This is a genomic window from Streptosporangium nanhuense, from assembly GCF_059358815.1.
In genome coordinates this window covers 126,695-143,302 of record NZ_JCADBG010000022.1, presented here as the reverse complement: position 1 = coordinate 143,302, position 16,608 = coordinate 126,695, and the positions used below count along the sequence as shown (strand labels likewise).

The following is a 16,608-nucleotide window of genomic DNA, read 5'->3' as shown; positions in this document are numbered from 1 at the left end:
GAGAACTGGGGGATCACGTGGCACGAGGCAAGACGATCGCGATCACATCGGCCGCCGTCGTCCTGGTGGCGGGGGCCGCCGGGGGCGGCGCCTGGTGGTACCTGCACACCAGGGGCACCCCCCAGGAGACCGCGGAGCGGTTCGTCGGCGCCTGGCAGAGCGGCAACCTGGCGGGCATGCGCGCCGAGCTGGGGACTCCGGACCCGGCGTTCGCCACGACGTACGACGCCATGCGCAAGGCTCTGGCGGTGGAGGGCACGACGGTGCGGCTCGACGGGGTGCGCGAGACCGGGGACGGCACGGGGCAGGCCGCCTACACCGCCACGCTGAAGCTCAAGGACGTCGGGGAGTGGAGTTACTCCGGCACCGTCGACCTCGCGGTCGTCGACCGGCACTGGCGGGTCAAGTGGTCGCCCAAGGCCGTCCACCCCGACCTGACCGCGACCACCGCCTTCGCGCTGAAGACGAAGTGGCCGGAACGGGCCGCGATCACCTCGGCCGACGGCGACCGCATCGACGGCTCCGACGTGGGCGGCTCGGTGCAGCAGCTCGTCGGCTACCTGGAGAAGGCCACGGCGAAGAGCGTCGCGAAGCTGGGCGTCCCCTACAAGGTGGGTGACGCGGTCGGCGCGAGCGGGCTGCAGCACACCTTCCAGGAGCGCCTCGCCGGCACCCCGGACACCGAGATCGAGCTCGTCGGCCCGGACAAGAAGACGGTCAAGACGCTCGGCACGGTCGAGGGCAAGGACGGCGAGTCCCTGGAGACCACCCTGGACATGCGGGTCCAGCGGGCCGCGGTCGAGGCCGTCCGCGACCTGAAGAAGACCGCCGCCCTGGTCGCGATCAGGCCCTCGTCCGGCGAGATCCTCGCGGTGGTGAACAACCAGGGCGGCTTCAACCGGGCCCTGGACGGCAACTACCCTCCCGGCTCGACCTTCAAGGCGGTCACCGCCGTGGGGCTGCTGGCCGAGGGGATGAGCCCCGGCGACCGGGTCACCTGCCCCAAGGACGTCACGGTCGGCGGCCTGCCGATCCGCAACTCCCACCACGCCGCCTACGGCTCGGTGTCGCTGTCCGACTCGTTCGCCTACTCCTGCAACACCACCTTCGCCCCGCTGACCAAGGAGCGGCTGAGCGCCGACAAGCTGCTGAGCACCGCGGAGCTGTTCGGTTTCAACAAGCCGCTCGACATCGGCGTCACGGCCGCCAAGGGCAGCTTCCCCAAGGCCGAGAGCGACGCGGAACTGGCCGCCGAGTCGTTCGGGCAGGGGCGGATCACCGCCAGCCCGCTGATGATGGCCTCGGTCGCCGCCGCGCTGGCCGACGGCACCTGGCGCCCGCCGACCCTGGTCCCCTCGATCAAGCAGGAGACGCAGCCCCAGGCCCTGCCCGAGGCCGTCATGTCGAACATGCACCGGATGATGTCCGCGGTCGTCACCAAGGGCACCGCCAAGGACGCGGGCCTGCCCCGGGGAACCCGCGGCAAGACCGGGACCGCCGAGTACGGCGAGCAGGACGACCTGAAGACCCACGCCTGGTTCATCGGCTTCCGCGGCGAGGTGGCCTTCGCGGTGATCGTCGAGGAGGGGTCGGGCGGCGGCGCGGTCGCCGCCCCGGTGGCCGCCGACTTCCTGCGCGCCCTGGGCTGACGGCGGCCCTCCCCGGGGGGTTTCCTCAAGGGCTTTTCCCGGAAGCTCCCCGCAGGCATCCGCGACGACGGGAGTCCTGAGGGCGCGTCCGCCCCGGAGCCGGTTTTACCTCCCAGGTATTTCCGCGTCGGCGGGGTCATGTGAAAACCTTCACAAAGAATCCCCCTGCCGTTGGGACCGCCTCATGACGATCCTGATCACCTCATCGTTCACCTCGCCCGCGTCACCCGGATCAGCCGGTTCACCCGGGTCGCCCGGGTCGCCCGGGTCGCCCGGGTCGCCCGGGTTCCAGGCGCCCGGCCTGGAGCTGTTCGACTTCCCCCCGCTGTGGGCGGGCGCGCCGTACTGGCTGACCAAACCGATCCTGATGGCCGTCCTGGCCGCGGCCCTGGTCTGCGGCGTCTGCTGGGCCGCCTTCGCCGACCCCAAGGTGGTGCCGCGCGGCCTGCAGAACGTGGTCGAGCTGGGGTACGTGTTCGTCCGCGACCAGGTGGCCCGCCCGTTCCTCGGCAAGGACGCCGACCGGTGGATGGGCCTGCTGCTCAGCGTTTTCCTCCTGGTCTGGATCTGGAACCTGATGGGCGTGGTCCCGCTCGTCCAGATCCCCGTCTCCTCGTTCCTGGCCTTCCCCGCGGTGATCGCGGTGAGCGTCTACGTGCTGAAGATCTATCTCGGCGTCAGGCGGCACGGTGCCGCCGGCTACGTCCGGGGGCTGATCCCGCGCGGGCTGCCCGTCCTGGCGTACGTGCTGGTGATCCCGCTGGAGCTGCTCTACACCTTCGTGACCTCGCTGTTCGCGCACATGCTGCGGCTGGCCGCCAACATGTTCGCGGGCCATCTCATCCTGGCGTTCTTCAGCATGGTCGGCTTCTGGTTCCTGTTCGAGCATCCCACCCCGCTGGGCGTGCCGGTCGGCGTGGCGGGCGTGCTGATGACGATCGCCATCACGGCCCTGGAGATGTTCGTCCAGTTCCTGCAGGCGTTCCTGTTCACGCTGCTGACCGCGATGTTCATCGGCGGCGCGCTCAACCCCGACCACTGACGCCGACGCCCCCGGGGGTGGCGGCGGACGCGGTCACAGCGGGAGAGCCGCGACCGCCTCGTGACGCAGGACCATGACGAGGAGCGTGGCGATCAGCGTGGCGATCAGCAACCAGCTGAACATGATGATGACCGTGGAGCGGCGCAGACGCCTGGAGGAGCGCCCTCGCCCCTTCCTGGCGCCACGCGCGCGGGCGCCGCCGCCCTCCTTGCGCTGGACACGCTCGTTGAACGATTCCAGCCGCGCGGCGAGCCGTGGATCCTCATCGATGAGGTGGCGCTCGATCTGCAGCAGCATGCGCTCCTCGTCTTGTGACCAGGCCATGCATCACCTCCCGGAACGCAAGCCGTGTGCCGACGTTCTGCCCAATCGTGAAGATCGTTATCCTTTCCGAGGGCTTCGATTTACCTCTTCTTTTCGCGGACGCAATCCGAGCACGCGATCATGCCCTCGCACGGGGGCGGCGCGGCACCGCCGGGGGTGTCGGGCGATTCCCAGCCTTCTCCGCGATCTCGACATTCCGCCGCCCCGGACCTCACCCGTCGTACCGTCCGGCAGGCCGGGAGCACTTTCCGTGACGCCTCTCTCCACGTCCGTCGTCAGGGTGGCTTGACGTCAGGGCAGCTTGACGAAATGCTGGGGAGCATGTTCACACCCGACAACCTCGAAGGTGACTTCACGCTCCTGACCGCCGCCGCCCGCTACGACGAGCTCCGCGTGCGCGACGCCCTGGCCCCGGCGGCGGGCGACGCCACCGGCGGAGAGCATCCCGACGACCTCAACGACCCCGCCGATCCCGAGACGCCCCCCCTCACCCGCGACGAGGTGCTGGAGCTCCTCGCGCTCGGGGAGGTGGTCGCGCGCAAGGCGGGTTACGGGCGCCAGCTCGCCGTGCGGTCCGCACGGGCCGCGGGGGCGTCGTGGTCGCAGATCGGCGCGGCGCTGGGCACGAGCAAGCAGGCCGCGTGGGAGGCGCACGGCCGGTGGATCGACGACCAGGCCGAGCAGCACCGGCACAGCGGCTACGAGGGCATGAGCGAGCGCGACGCGGCGGCCGCGCGCGCCCTCGCGGGAGACCTCGACGGCGAGGGCAGGGCCTGAGCGGGGGCGCCGCGACACTCCGTCACATTCCGTGTTCGAGTCGCCACGGATCGTGGATTAGTGATGGCCAAAAGGGTATTAAACCTCTTTGAATGCCTAATCAACGGCATCGTCCATCAAGCACAACGGGGGAAACGATGACGGACTCCAAGGACACCAAGGATTCCAAGAACAAGGCCGCGAAGGGCTCGGGGAAGAGCAAGAAGGCCGCGATCAAGGCGACACGCTCGGCCAAGGAGGCGAAGAAACAGAGCGGGCAGCCCGAGGCCAGGGTGCCCGAGACGGGTCCCGCCCACCAGGGCGGGCGGGCCGTCCAGCCGCCGAGGGCGTGAAATCATGATCGGGTGACCGGGGTGAGACCCGGTCACCCGATCATGGAGTGACACGATGCCCGCCTACCTTCGATTTCCCACGATCTTCGGTGACATGGTCGTCTTCGCCGCCGAGGACGACCTGTGGATGGTCACCGCCGGTGGCGGGCGGGCCTTCCGGCTGACCGCCGGGGTGGCCGAGGCGGGATACCCGCGCTTCTCCCCCGGCGGCGACCTGCTCGCCTTCGTCGGCCGCGAGGAGGGGCCCGAGGAGGTCTACGTGATGCCCGCCGACGGCGGCGCGGCACAGCGGGTGACCTACCACGGGGCGCGCTCCAGCGTCACCGGCTGGGATCCCCGGGGCGGCGTCGTCTACGCCAGCGACCAGGGCCAGCCCTTCGACGGCCGCACCTGGCTGCACCGGGTGGAGCCGGGCGGGGTGCCCGAGCGCCTGCCGTACGGCCCGGCCAACACCATCTCGTACGGCCCGCGGATCGTGCTCGGCCGCAACACCGCCGACCCCGCCCGCTGGAAGCGCTACCGGGGCGGCACCATGGGCGACCTGTGGATCGAGACCGGCGAGGACGGGCGGTTCCGGCGGCTCACCGCGCTGCCCGGCAACCTCGCCTCGCCCCGCTGGGTCGGCGACCGGGTCTACTTCATCTCCGACCACGAGGGGGTCGGCAACATCTACTCCTGCGACGCGGACGGCGCCGGCCTGCTCAGGCACTCCGACCACACCGACTACTACGCCCGCAACCTGTCGGGCGACGGCCGCAGGCTGGTCTACCACGCCGGGGGCGAGCTCTACCTGGTGGAGGACGGGGAGTCGCGCCCGATCGAGGTGCGGCTGCGCAGCTCGCGCACCCAGCGCAACCGGCGTTTCGCCCCGGCCGAGGACTTCCTGGACAGCGCGACCCTCAGCCCCGACGGCGTCGGCCTGGCCGTCACCACCCGGGGCAAGGCGTTCTCCTTCGCCGCCTGGGAGGGTCCGGTGCGCCAGCACGGGGCGCTGTACGGGGTGCGGTACCGGCTGCTGAACTGGCTCAACGACGGCGAGCGGCTGGTGGCGGCGGCCAGCGACGAGGGCGACCGCGAGGTGCTGACGGTGCTCACCGCCGACGGCGGCACCGAGCCGGCCAGGCTCGACCACCTCGACACCGGCCGCGCCATCGAGCTGGAGGTCTCCCCCACGGCCGACCTCGTCGCGGTGGCCAACCACCGCAACGAGCTGATCCTGGTCGACCTCACGCCCGGCCGTACGGGAGAGGAGGGCCGGGCCCGGGGCAGGGTGATCGACTCCAGCAGGTTCGGCGCGATCGAGGACCTGGCCTGGTCCCCCGACGGCCGCTGGCTGGCGTACGCCTGCCGCGACACCGCGCAGACGACAGCGGTGAAGCTGTGCCGGGTCGAGACGGGCGAGACCTTCCTCGCCACCCGGCCGGTGCTGTGGGACGCCCGCCCGGCCTTCGACCCGGGCGGCGACTACCTCTACTTCGTCGGGCGGCGCGTCTTCAACCCGGTCTACGACGAGCTCCACTTCGACCTGGGGTTCCCCCTGGGCTCCCGTCCCTACGCGATCGCGCTCCGCGCCGACGTCACCTCGCCCTTCGTCCCGGAGCCCCGGCCGCTCGGGGACGACGATGACGACGGCGACAGCGGCGGTGACGGCGGCGCTGACAGCGGCGGCGGCGAGAACGAGGGCGAGGGCGACGGGCCGCCCGAGGTGGTCATCGACCTGGAGGGCATCGAGAACCGGGTCGTCGCCTTCCCCGTCCCCGAGGGGCGCTACGAGGCCATCGCCGGCATCAAGGGCAAGGCCGTCTACCTGACCTTTCCCGTCGAGGGCAGCCTGGGCGACGACTACGCCGACTCCTCCGACGGCACCCTGCACGTCTACGACTTCGCCAAGCAGAAGCAGGAGACCCTGGTCGGGGACGTGTCCGAGTTCGCGCTCGGCCGCGACGGGAGCACGCTGCTCTACCAGTCGGGCAAGCGGCTGCGGATGGTCAAGGCGGGCGAGGAGCCCGAGGACGACGACGCGCCCGGCCGTACGAGCGGGTGGCTGGACCTGTCCAGGGTGAAGGTGTCCATCAGGCCCGAGGCGGAGTGGCGGCAGATGTTCAGGGAGGCCTGGCGGCTGCAGCGGGAGAACTTCTGGACCGAGGACATGGCCGGGCTCGACTGGAACGACGTCTACCGGCGCTACCTGCCGCTGGTCGACCGGGTCACCACCCGGGGCGAGTTCTCCGACCTGCTGTGGGAGCTGCTCGGCGAGCTGGGCACCTCCCACGCCTACGAGAGCGGCGGCGCCTACCGGTCCCGGCCGCACTACCGGCAGGGCAAGCTGGGCGTCGACTGGGCCTTCGCGGACGGCGTCTACCGGATCGCGAGGATCGTCGGCGGCGACCGGTGGGACCCCGAGGCGACCTCGCCGCTCAACCGCCTCGGGGTGGACGTACGGCCGGGTGACGCGGTGCTCGCCGTCAACGGCCAGCCCGTCGGCGCGGACGCGAGCCCGGACGAGCTGCTGGTCAACCAGGCCGACCAGGAGGTCCAGCTGACGATCCGGCGCGGGGACGAGCGGCGGACCGTCACCGTGCGGGCCATCGGCGACGAGCAGCCGGGCCGCTACCGCGACTGGGTGGAGGCCAACCGGGCCCGCTGCCACGAGCTCGGCGGCGGCCGGATCGGCTACCTGCACATCCCGGACATGGGGCCGGAGGGCTACGCCGAGTTCCACCGGGGCTTCCTCGCCGAGTACGACCGCGAGGCCCTGGTGGTGGACGTCCGCTTCAACGGCGGCGGCCACGTGTCGGCGCTGCTGCTGGAGAAGCTGGCCCGGCGCCGCCTGGGCTACGACTTCCCCCGCTGGGGCGTGCCCGAGCCCTACCCCGACGAGTCGCCGCGCGGCCCGATGGTGGCCATCACCAACGAGTGGGCCGGTTCCGACGGCGACATCTTCAGTCACACCTTCAAGCTGCTGGGCCTGGGGCCCCTGATCGGCAAGCGCACCTGGGGCGGGGTGATCGGCATCTGGCCCCGGCACAACCTGGCCGACGGCACGGTCACCACCCAGCCGGAGTTCTCCTTCGCCTTCGACGACGTGGGCTGGCGGGTGGAGAACTACGGCACCGATCCCGACATCGAGGTCGACATCACCCCGCAGGACTACGCGGCGGGGGTGGACACCCAGCTGGACCGGGCGATCGAGGCCGCCAAGGAACGCCTGGTCCTGCAGCCGCCCCACACCCCCAACCCGGCGGCCAGACCCCGGCTCGCGGTGCCGCGCCTGCCGCCCCGCCAGTTCCCCCTCGGGTTCCCGCCCTCCTCCACGTGACCCTCCGGGGCGCTCCCGGCCTTCGCACGGCCTGGCGGTCCGAGACCCCCGGGAACGGCCTCGCCCCGGTCACCGGCGGTCACGGTCCGGAGCCTCCGGGCGGGAACCGGCGGCGCTCCCGCCCGGCGACTCCGGGGACGCCGGGGACGCCGTGCCCGTCCGCCGCGACCGCGCTCGGGCCCTGTCGGACAGGGCGTGGCAGCGCGCGATCTCGGTCTCCGGGTAGGGGGACTCCTTGCTCTCGTCGCACAGGCGCCGATGGAACTCGTCCATCACGACGGCCGTACGGGCGTGCCCGGTGAGGATCGAGGCCGCGGCGGCGGGGACGCCCGGGGGCCTGTCGCCGTCGGCCCAGGCACGGACGAACCGGTCACGGTCCACGCCGCCGCGTACGCGCTCGGCCAGGTGGTGGTTGACCAGGTGCGCCGCGGTGTAGGCACGGTCGTAGTCGCGGTGCCGGGTGAGGAAGGCCGCCTCCTCCGCGGAGAGCTCGAACCGGGCGCTGAGGGCGAGGCCGAAGTCGGAGAGGTACAGGCGGTGGCCGTCCGTCAGGACGTTGTGGAAGTGGGCGTCGAAGTGGACGAGGCGCCGGCTCCGCATGAAGGCGACCGTCTCCGCCAGTTCCGCGTCCACCCGCGCGTACGCGGAAAGGTCCTGTCCGGGCAGCCACGCGGAGAGGGTCTGGGGAACGTGCTCCAGGAAGAGGACCACGCTCGCCGGGGAGCGGCGGATCGCCTCCAGCCGCTCCCGCACGGCCGGTGAGCCCTCCCAGTGGCCGACCGCGCCCTCCAGGTCGCCGAACTCGGCGAACACGGCGCTCTCGGGGGGAGGCGGGCCCGGCAGCACCCGCCAGTGGTACAGCAGCGGGAAGCCCTGGTGCTCCTCCCCCAGCACCCAGTTGGTCGCCATGGTGTGGGCGGCCAGCTCACGCCAGGCCCCGAAACCGGCCGACCCCAGTCCGTACTGGTAGAAGCCAGGCAGGCCGAAGAGGTTCGCGGTGGACATGACGTTCTCGGGACGCAGCTCGGGCTCGGTCAGGGGCACCTTCTTGACGAAGACCCGCACCCCCTCGATCTCCAGCGCCGCCGACGCGCCGCCGATCCCCGCCCCCAGCCCGGCCGCCCCCTCCACGAGGTCCCCGAGCCGGCGGTCGCCGAGCAGGGCGAGGTGGGTGGACACCTTCGAGTACGCGGCCACGCGCGCGGCACGCGTCGGGTCCGGACGGGTCATCGGGGCTCCTCGGTGCGCTGGGCCGGGTGTGCCGGCGTACATCCTGCATACATCCGGCGTACATCCGGCGTGCGTCTGATCGCGCCGGACTCTACACACCGGCGCCTCCTCGCCACGACCGCCCCGTCCCGGGCCGGACCGGGCGGAGGGACGGCCGAGGGGGCGGGGCCGCCACGCCCCAACAAATCGGTTGCCCTCCCGGACGGCCTTCTGCTGGACTTCTGACGACAGCCGATCGATCAAGGAGAAGGAAATGCGCGAAGCGTTCATGTTTTCCCGGAACGGAAATCCCATCCATCCAGAGGACATGACGCTTGGTGAGAACACCCGACCCGACGACTTCGGCGCGCGCGGACGCCGGTAGGACAAGCCTGGCCCGGCGGCCGCTCCACGCCGCCGGGGCCGGCGACGAGACCGGCGCCGCGGCCCGGCGCGCCGTCCTGCGCCACCTTCGCCCGGGACGCCGCTCCGCCGCGGCCCTCGTCGCCGCCGTCGCCGCCACGACGGCGCTGCCGCTGGCGGCACCCCAGATCACCCGTCGTTTCGTCGACGACGCGATCGGCGGGGCGAGCACCCGTCACCTCACGCTGATCGCCCTCGGCTACCTCGTGCTCGCCGTCGCCGGGCAGGCCGCCCGCGTGGTCACCGCCTGGCTCGCGAGCCGTCTCGCCTGGGACGGCACGAACCGGCTGCGGGAGAGCCTCGCCGAGCACGCGCTCGGCCTCGACATGGCCTACCACGGCCGCCGGACGCCCGGCGAGATGATCGAACGGGTGGACGGCGACGTGGTCGCGGTGGCCGAGTTCGTCGTCGCCTTCCTGCTGGACGTCGTGGCCGGTCTCCTGCTCCTGGCCGGGGTGCTCGTCGTCGTGTTCACCGTCGACGCGCGTCTCGGCGGCGTGCTGCTGGCGTACTGCGCGCTGATCGGGTTCGGCATGGCCCGCGCGCAGCGGCTCGCCGTACCGTCGGCCACCCGCTCGCGGGCGGAGAGCGCGGCGCTCTTCGGCGGCCTTGAGGAACGGCTGGCCGGCGTCGAGGACATCCGGGCCAACGGCGCCGGGGAGCACGCCGTGAACCGCTTCCACCGGGCCTCCGCGACCCTGTACCACGCGGAGTTCCGGGACGCGCGGGTCGGGACCGTCATCCTCGCGGGCACGACGGTGGCGTTCGCGGCCGGTACGGCGATCCTGCTCGGCCTCGCCGCGTGGACCCGGGAGTCCGGCACGCTCACGGTCGGTACCGCCGTGCTGCTCTTCCAGTACACGCAGATGGTGCGCGCGCCGTTCGAGCGGCTGATCGACCAGCTGAGGCGGTACCAGGCGGCGCTGGCCGGCATCGCGCGCATCGGCGACCTGCTGGCCGAGCGGCGCACGCTCCCCGCGCCCGCCGACCCGCTGCCGCTGCCCGCGTCCGGACCGCTCGCCCTGCGCCTCGAGGGCGTGGGCTTCGCGTACGCCGACGACGACGAGCCGGTGCTCTCGGACGTCACGATCGCACTGGCACCGGGCGAGACGCTCGGCCTGGTGGGCCGTACGGGCAGCGGCAAGACGACCCTCGCCCGGCTGGTGCTGCGTCTGTACGACCCGACCGAGGGCACCGTCCGGGTCGGCGGGCTGGACCTGCGGGACGTCGATCCCGCGTCGGTGCGCGGACGGATGTGCGTGGTCACCCAGGACGTGCAGCTCTTCTCCGCCAGCGTCAGGGACAACCTCACCCTCTTCAGGCCGCTCGCCGACGACGACCGGCTGCGCGACGTCCTGGCCGGCGTCGGCCTCGGCGACTGGCTGGCCGGCCTGCCCGACGGGCTCGACACCCGGCTGGGCGGCGGTCCGGGTCCGGGATACGGAGACGGTTCAGGAGACGGTTCGGAGGGCGTTCCACGAAGCGGGCCGGTTGGCGGGTCGGTGAGCGGGTCGGTGGATGGGGCGGTGGGCGGGCCGGTGGGCGGCGTCTCCGCCGGGGAGGCGCAGCTGCTCGCGTTCGCTCGGGCGTTCCTGGCCGACCCCGGGCTCGTCGTGCTGGACGAGGCGTCCAGCCGGCTCGACCCGGCCACCGAGCGGCGCGTCGAGGAGAGCGTCGACCGGCTGCTCGCCGGCCGGACCGGCGTGCTCATCGCGCACCGGCTCTCCTCCCTGTCGCGGGTGGACAAGATCGCCGTCATCGACCGCGGCAGGGTCGTCGAGTACGGCGATCGCGAGGACCTCGTCGCGGACCCGCGGAGCCGGTTCGCCCGGATGCTGGACGTCGCGGGGGTGGTCCTCCGATGAGATCCGCGACGCCCGATGCCGTCGAAGGCGCTCCGACGAAGCCCACGACACCGGACGCCATCAGGGGTGGTCCCATGAGACCCGATGCCGTCGAAGGCGCTCCGATGAGACACGCGACGCCGAACGCCCCGGAGGTGGTCCGATGAGGCCCGTGATGCTGGTGGTCGCCCGGCTCGTCCGCTTCGACCTGCGCCGGTACCTGATCGGCGCCCTGCTGTGGATGCCGGTCAGCGTCATCCCGCTCGCCGGTGGGCTGGTGCTGCAGCGGCTCTTCGACCAGATCAGCGGGCATCGAGCCGCGAGCCTGGAGCAGTCGCTGTGGCTGTGCGCGGCGTTCGTGGGCGTGGAGGTGGTCCGCGGCCTGGTGCTCGTCGTCGCGTGGTCCTACGGGGTCTACTGGTGGACCGCCGCCGCGACCCTCCTGCGGGCCAACGCGTTGCGCTCGATCCTCACCGCGCGCGGGCCCGCGGCGACCCGGCTGCCGCACTCGCCGGGCGAGGCCGTCGCCCGCTTCCGAGACGACGTGAGCGACCTGGTCAACCTCACCGACGAGAGCGTCCCGCTGGCCGGTTCGGCCCTCTTCGGCGGCGCCGCCCTGGTGATCATGGCCTCGATCGACCCCGTCATCACCCTGGTGCTGCTGGTGCCGATGGTCGCGGCCGGCGTGCTGAGCCGGTCGCTGAACGAGGTGATCCGGCGGCTGCACCACCGTGCCCGGGTGCTCGGCGCGGCCGTCACGGCCCATGTCGGCGACACTTTCGGCGGCGTACTGGCGATCAAGACCGCCGGGGCCGAGGACGCGGTGCTGGAGCGGCTGCGCGAGCGCAACCGGGGGCGGCGCGACGCGGCCGTCAAGGACCGGCTGGCGACCGACATGCTGGACACCGCGACGGGCGCGACCGTCGAGATCAGCATCGGTCTCGTGCTGCTGCTGTGCGCGTCGGCGATGCGCAGGGGCGACTTCACGGTGGGCGATCTCGCACTGTTCACCACCTATGTCAGCTGGCTGACGGCGCTGCCGCGCACCATCGGGGTGATCCTCCACCGCCTGCCCCAGGGCGCGGTCGCCACCGAACGGCTCACCCGGCTGATGGCGCCGCACGAGGACGCCGACCACCTGTCGCGCGGGAGCGACGTCTGGTTCCACCGGGAACCGCCTCCCGCCACGACGCCGCCGGATCACGGCGACGCGCTCCGGGTCGTCGAGGCGCGCGGGCTGACCGTGCGCCACGGCGGGAGCGGCCGCGGCGTGCAAGCGGTCGACCTGCGGGTGGCGCGGGGGTCGTTCACGGTGATCACCGGCGCCGTCGGCTCGGGCAAGACGACGCTGGTGCGCGCCCTGCTCGGCCTGGTACCGCTGGACGCCGGGACGATCACCTGGAACGGCGGGCCCGTCGAGGACCCGGGGACGTTCATGGTCCCCGGCCGCGTGGCGTACGCGAGCCAGGTCCCCCGGCTGTTCTCCGAGTCTCTGCGGGAGAACCTGCTCCTGGGCCGGTCCGCGGACGGCGACCGGCTCGGCCTGGCGCTGGAGCTGGCGACGTTCGAGAAGGACCTGGCCGGGATGCCGGAGGGCATGGACACGGTCGTCGGCCCGCGCGGCGTACGGCTGTCCGGCGGCCAGGCGCAGCGTGTGACGGCGGCACGGGCACTGGTCCGGGCGCCGGACCTGCTGGTCGTCGACGACCTGTCGTCGGCCCTGGACGTGGGGACCGAGAGGCTGCTGTGGGAGCGGATCGCCGGTGCCGCCCGCGACGGGCGCGGGCCGGGAACGCTGCTGGTGGTCTCCCACCGGCGGGCGGTGCTGGAGCGGGCCGACCAGGTCATCGTCCTCGACCGCGGCCGGGTCGCCGGTCACGGCCCGCTCGGCGAGCTGCTGGAGACCTGCCCGGAGATGCGGCGGCTGTGGAACGAGGAACACGTCGCCGAGACCGGGTGACCGCCGGACGGCGGACACCGGACGGCGGACACCGGACGGCGGACACCGGACGGCGGACACCGGACGGCGGACACCGGACGGCGGACACCGGACGGCGGACACCGGACGGCGGACACCGGACGGCGGACACCGGACGGCGGACGGCCGCGCGGCGTCCGGCTTGGCGGGGGCGCTCGGCACCGCCACCGCGCCACCGATCCACGAAGAATTTCCCCTCACGAGCGACGATTCCGTCTCACCCCGTGAGTCACCTCTTCGAGAGGCCATGACACCATCGGCAGACGACTTCAGGAGACCAACATGTCCGCACAGGACCCCGCGCGACCGCTCGACCACACCTTCACCGCGCCGATCGAGAAGGACGGGGCCTTCGCCACCTTCGTGACCGTGCCGGACTCCGCCGAACTCCTCGGGACGAGGCGAGCCGTGAAGGTCGGCGGGACGATCGACGGCCACCCGTTCACCGCCACCCTCATGCCGTCGGGCAACGGCCCGCACTGGCTTCCCATCAGGGCCGCGCTGTGCAAGCTCATCGGCAAGAGCCAGGCCGGCGCCGAGGTGACGTTCCACCTCGATCAGCGCTTCAGCTGAGCCGGGCGGGCCGGTGCGCCCGGAGGATCCGCAAGAGGCGGTCCCACCGTCAGGGGCGGCCGGGTTCCCGCGACGCGTCGGCGGCGAGCCCGGCCGAGGTCGCGCGGCGTCGGCCCGCCCGTCGTCCCGGTGGCCGTACCCGGGCGTGGGTATCGGCGCGTTCCCGAACCAGAGCGGCTCGGGACGGCTCAGGACGGCTCAGGACAGCGAGGCGGGCAGGCCGAGAGAGACGAAGTGGTCGAGGCCGATGAACGAGGTGATGTCGGCGATCCGCTCGCCCCGCAGGGTGAACACGTTGATCGACCAGGCGAGGTGGGCGCCGGCGTCGTCGTCCCAGCGGTAGGAGCCCACCCCGGGCTGGCCGTTCGCGGTGGCCGGGAGGTGCCGCCAGCTTCCGCAGCTGGTCAGCGGGACCCGCACGGCGAAGTCGGTGACGGCCTCCAGGCCGCGATACCAGTGCGCCATGGGCGGCATCGACCAGGTGACGTCCTCGGTCAGCAACGCGACCAGGGCGTCGGCGTCCCCGCGTTCCAGCGCGGAGGAGTAGCCGGCGACGATCTCCCGTACGCGGGCGTCGCCGATCTTCCGCAGCGTCAGCTGCTGGGTGCGGGGGAAGACCTTGTCCGCGACGACCCTGCGCGCTCGCGCCAGGGCGCTGTTCACCGACGTGGTGGTGGTGTCCATCGTGGTGGCGATCTCGGCGGCCGAGAAGCCGAGGACCTCGAACAGCAACAGCGCGGCCCGCTGGTTGCCCGGCAGGTGCTGCAGGGCCGCGACGAAGGCGAGCTCGACGGCTTCGCGCTGCTCGTAGCGTGCGCCCGGACCGGCCGGGTCGTCGGTGAGGCCCGCGTCGGGGTAGGGCCCCAGCCAGGCGACGTCGGCCAGCGGGGCGTCGCCGAGCACGGCGTGCTCGCTGGAGGGGCCGAGGTCGACGGGCATCGCCCGCCTGCCCCGGGTGGCGACGACGTCCAGGCAGGTGCGGGTGGCCACGGTGTAGAGCCACGAGCGCAACGAGCTGCGGCCCTCGAAGCGCGCGAGCCCTCGCCAGGCCCGCAGCAGGGCGTCCTGCAGGGCGTCGTCGGCGTCGTGGGTGGAGCCGAGCATGCGGTAACAGTGGGCGTGCAGCTCGCGACGCAACGGCTCCACGAGACGGGTGAACGCGGCGTCGTCACCGTCGCGCGCCCGGATCAGATCGTCGTCACCGCCACGCGCCGAGGTCAGATCATCATCGTCGCGCGCCCGGATCAGACCCTCATCACCGTCGCGCGCCGAGGTCAAACCATCGTCACCGCCGCGCGCCGGAGTCAGACCCTCGTCACCGCCACGCGCCCGGACCGGGTCCGCGTCGTGCTCCTGGACCAGGACCACATCCGCGCCACGCGCCCGGGTCAGACCCTCGTCACCGTCGCGTGCCCGGATCGGGCCGGCGTCCCCGACGCCTGGCGTCGCCTTGTCCACGGACCGCGAAGAAATCTCCCTCACGAACGACGATTCTGCCTCACGTCGACAGTCTTCCCTTCGACCGAGCACCACGGCACCGTTCCGAACCGTCGCAGGAGGCCGCCATGAACCCCACTCCCACCGTCACCACCGCTTACCTCAAGGTCCCCGACGCCACGCTCTACTACGAGGTACGGGGCCGGGGACCCCTCATAGTCCTCGTCGGCGCACCGATGCACGCCGCGCACTTCGCGCCGCTGGCCACCCTGCTCGCCGACGACCACACCGTGCTCACCACCGACCCCCGGGGCGTCAACCGCAGTTCCCTCGACGAACCCGGTCAGGACTCGACCCCGCGGATGCGCGCCGACGACCTCTCCCGGCTCCTGACCCACCTCGACGCCGGTCCGGCCGCGGTCTTCGGGTCCAGCGGCGGCGCCGTCACCGCGCTGGCGCTCGCCGTCGCCCACCCCGAGCAGGTGCGTACCGTGATCGCGCACGAGCCCCCGCTGAACCGCCTGCTCGACGATCCCGAGCAGCACGACGCCGCGGTCGAGGACATCATCGCCACCTACGTGTCCGGCGACGTCGCGGGGGCCTGGGTCAAGTTCATGATCAACGCCAATATCCCGCTGCCCGCGTTCGAGGAGCCCGCCGGGGCTCCCGCGGAGGCCCCGGCCGAGCCCGACCCGCAGCAGGTGGCGGACGAGCGCTTCTGGTTCCTGCACGAGATGCGCGCGACCACCCGCTGGCAGCCCGACATCGCCGCCCTGCGTGCCGGGCCGGGCTCCGTCGTGGTCGGTATCGGGGAGGAGTCGGCCGGCCAGCTCTGCGACCGCGCGTCGACCGCACTCGCCGCGGCGCTCGGCACGAAGCCGACGTACTTCCCCGGCGGCCACATCGCCTTCGCCGACGACCCCGCCGGATTCGTCCCCCGGCTGCGCGAGGTCCTGCGGGAGAACGAGGTCCTGCGGGAGGACTGAGCGATGACGCCGTGAACACGTACGGACGTGCGGGAACGCACCGGGCGCGCGGGAACGCACGGCCGCTTGCTCGCGTGTGACGGATCCCACCGGCGGGGGCGGGATCCGTCACGGCGGGGCGGGGGTTTAGGCGAGGTTCAGCTGCCAGGAGACGCCGAAGCGGTCGTTGGTCCAGCCGAAGCGCTTGCTGAAGCCGTAGGAGCCGAGCGGCATCAGCGGCTCGCCGTTCTCCGACAGGGCCGCGTACAGGCGCTCGATCTCCGCCTCCGAGTCGCACCGCACATACAGCGAGACCGACGGGGTGAAGCCGAAGGCGTGCTGCACGTTGCTGTCGATGGCCATGTACTCCCCGCCCGCCAGCGTGAACGTGGCGTGCTGCACGCTGCCCTCCGCACCGGGCCCCTCGGGTCCGTAGCGGACGATGCCGAGGATCTCGGCGTCGTCGAACAGCGACGTGTAGAAGGTGATCGCCTCCTCGGCGGTGCCCTGGAACATCAGGAAAGTAGTGATCTTCTGCGACATCGGGTGAACTCCTGGCAGGGGGCGTGAAGGACGAGGGCGCCCCCGGCCACGGGAACGACCTGCTCGCCGGAAATCTCGAACGTGCGCTCGACAACTATTTCAGGAACAGATCACAAGTCAACACGATGCGTGGGCGAGCGATACCCGTGTGCTCCTACGCGAAAGTCGGCGAGGTCATGTTCCACCGCCGACC

At 72.4% G+C, this 16,608-nt stretch carries 14 protein-coding genes; 10 read left to right on the top strand and 4 right to left on the bottom strand.

Annotation, left to right across the window (positions count from 1 at the left end):
* Positions 1-17: 17 nt before the first annotated feature.
* Complete coding sequence (locus AC5L38_RS34100; RefSeq protein WP_495246914.1) at positions 18-1,649, top strand: penicillin-binding transpeptidase domain-containing protein; 1,632 nt, start codon at positions 18-20, stop codon at positions 1,647-1,649.
* Positions 1,650-1,833: 184 nt separating this feature from the next.
* Complete coding sequence (gene atpB, locus AC5L38_RS34095) at positions 1,834-2,691, top strand: F0F1 ATP synthase subunit A (protein ID WP_495246913.1); 858 nt, start codon at positions 1,834-1,836, stop codon at positions 2,689-2,691.
* Between the two features lie 33 nt (positions 2,692-2,724).
* Here atpB and AC5L38_RS34090 read toward each other — a convergent pair whose 3' ends face one another.
* On the bottom strand, positions 2,725-3,015 hold the full coding sequence (locus AC5L38_RS34090; RefSeq protein ID WP_495246912.1) for a DUF3040 domain-containing protein: 291 nt from the start codon (positions 3,013-3,015) through the stop codon (positions 2,725-2,727).
* A gap of 321 nt (positions 3,016-3,336) precedes the next feature.
* On the opposite strand from AC5L38_RS34090, the gene AC5L38_RS34085 reads away from it, so the two are divergent.
* The 3 genes from AC5L38_RS34085 to AC5L38_RS34075 all read left to right on the top strand — a co-directional run bounded on the left by AC5L38_RS34085 (position 3,337) and on the right by AC5L38_RS34075 (position 7,443).
* On the top strand, positions 3,337-3,792 hold the full coding sequence (locus tag AC5L38_RS34085) for a hypothetical protein (protein ID WP_495246911.1): 456 nt from the start codon (positions 3,337-3,339) through the stop codon (positions 3,790-3,792).
* A 137-nt stretch (positions 3,793-3,929) separates the two neighbouring features.
* Positions 3,930-4,124, top strand: coding sequence for a hypothetical protein (locus tag AC5L38_RS34080; protein WP_495246910.1), 195 nt, complete (start codon positions 3,930-3,932; stop codon positions 4,122-4,124).
* A gap of 55 nt (positions 4,125-4,179) precedes the next feature.
* Complete coding sequence (locus AC5L38_RS34075; protein WP_495246909.1) at positions 4,180-7,443, top strand: S41 family peptidase; 3,264 nt, start codon at positions 4,180-4,182, stop codon at positions 7,441-7,443.
* Positions 7,444-7,512: 69 nt separating this feature from the next.
* On the opposite strand, the gene AC5L38_RS34070 is transcribed toward AC5L38_RS34075, so the two are convergent.
* Entirely contained in the window at positions 7,513-8,673 is a 1,161-nt protein-coding gene (locus AC5L38_RS34070) for a BUD32 family EKC/KEOPS complex subunit (RefSeq protein ID WP_495246908.1), read from the bottom strand.
* A 317-nt stretch (positions 8,674-8,990) separates the two neighbouring features.
* Between AC5L38_RS34070 and AC5L38_RS34065 the strand changes: the two genes are divergently transcribed.
* The 3 genes from AC5L38_RS34065 to AC5L38_RS34055 all read left to right on the top strand — a co-directional run bounded on the left by AC5L38_RS34065 (position 8,991) and on the right by AC5L38_RS34055 (position 13,470).
* Positions 8,991-10,940 carry an ABC transporter ATP-binding protein gene (locus tag AC5L38_RS34065; protein ID WP_495246954.1) on the top strand — a complete coding sequence of 650 codons (1,950 nt, stop codon included), beginning with the start codon at positions 8,991-8,993 and terminating at the stop codon, positions 10,938-10,940.
* 142 nt (positions 10,941-11,082) lie between these two features.
* A complete protein-coding gene (locus tag AC5L38_RS34060; protein ID WP_495246907.1) occupies positions 11,083-12,879 on the top strand; it encodes an ABC transporter ATP-binding protein in 1,797 nt (598 codons plus the stop codon).
* A 300-nt stretch (positions 12,880-13,179) separates the two neighbouring features.
* Complete coding sequence (locus AC5L38_RS34055; RefSeq protein ID WP_495246906.1) at positions 13,180-13,470, top strand: DUF1905 domain-containing protein; 291 nt, start codon at positions 13,180-13,182, stop codon at positions 13,468-13,470.
* A 198-nt stretch (positions 13,471-13,668) separates the two neighbouring features.
* Here AC5L38_RS34055 and AC5L38_RS34050 read toward each other — a convergent pair whose 3' ends face one another.
* Positions 13,669-14,607: a sigma-70 family RNA polymerase sigma factor gene (locus tag AC5L38_RS34050; protein ID WP_495246905.1), complete on the bottom strand. Its 939-nt coding sequence runs from the start codon at positions 14,605-14,607 to the stop codon at positions 13,669-13,671.
* Between AC5L38_RS34050 and AC5L38_RS34045 the strand changes: the two genes are divergently transcribed.
* Together AC5L38_RS34045 and AC5L38_RS34040 are read left to right on the top strand one after the other, a co-directional pair.
* A complete protein-coding gene (locus AC5L38_RS34045) occupies positions 14,590-15,039 on the top strand; it encodes a hypothetical protein (RefSeq protein ID WP_495246904.1) in 450 nt (149 codons plus the stop codon). The genes AC5L38_RS34050 and AC5L38_RS34045 overlap by 18 nt on opposite strands.
* The gene (locus AC5L38_RS34040; protein ID WP_495246903.1) at positions 15,036-15,893 is read left to right on the top strand and encodes an alpha/beta fold hydrolase; all 858 of its coding nucleotides are present in this window, start codon (positions 15,036-15,038) and stop codon (positions 15,891-15,893) included. Before AC5L38_RS34045 ends, AC5L38_RS34040 begins: the two co-directional genes overlap by 4 nt.
* Positions 15,894-16,019: 126 nt before the next feature.
* On the opposite strand, the gene AC5L38_RS34035 is transcribed toward AC5L38_RS34040, so the two are convergent.
* A complete protein-coding gene (locus AC5L38_RS34035) occupies positions 16,020-16,415 on the bottom strand; it encodes a VOC family protein (protein ID WP_495246902.1) in 396 nt (131 codons plus the stop codon).
* Positions 16,416-16,608 lie beyond the last annotated feature (193 nt).

Excerpts from the sequence above, each read along its gene's own strand:
- AC5L38_RS34040 (WP_495246903.1), top strand. The coding sequence starts at position 15,036 with ATGAACCCCACTCCCACCGTCACCACCGCTTACCTCAAGGTCCCCGAC.
- AC5L38_RS34075 (WP_495246909.1), top strand. The coding sequence starts at position 4,180 with ATGCCCGCCTACCTTCGATTTCCCACGATCTTCGGTGACATGGTCGTC.
- AC5L38_RS34080 (WP_495246910.1), top strand. The coding sequence starts at position 3,930 with ATGACGGACTCCAAGGACACCAAGGATTCCAAGAACAAGGCCGCGAAG.
- AC5L38_RS34085 (WP_495246911.1), top strand. The coding sequence starts at position 3,337 with ATGTTCACACCCGACAACCTCGAAGGTGACTTCACGCTCCTGACCGCC.
- AC5L38_RS34055 (WP_495246906.1), top strand. The coding sequence starts at position 13,180 with ATGTCCGCACAGGACCCCGCGCGACCGCTCGACCACACCTTCACCGCG.
- AC5L38_RS34035 (WP_495246902.1), bottom strand. The coding sequence starts at position 16,415 with ATGTCGCAGAAGATCACTACTTTCCTGATGTTCCAGGGCACCGCCGAG.
- AC5L38_RS34070 (WP_495246908.1), bottom strand. The coding sequence starts at position 8,673 with ATGACCCGTCCGGACCCGACGCGTGCCGCGCGCGTGGCCGCGTACTCG.
- AC5L38_RS34060 (WP_495246907.1), top strand. The coding sequence starts at position 11,083 with ATGAGGCCCGTGATGCTGGTGGTCGCCCGGCTCGTCCGCTTCGACCTG.
- atpB (WP_495246913.1), top strand. The coding sequence starts at position 1,834 with ATGACGATCCTGATCACCTCATCGTTCACCTCGCCCGCGTCACCCGGA.
- AC5L38_RS34090 (WP_495246912.1), bottom strand. The coding sequence starts at position 3,015 with ATGGCCTGGTCACAAGACGAGGAGCGCATGCTGCTGCAGATCGAGCGC.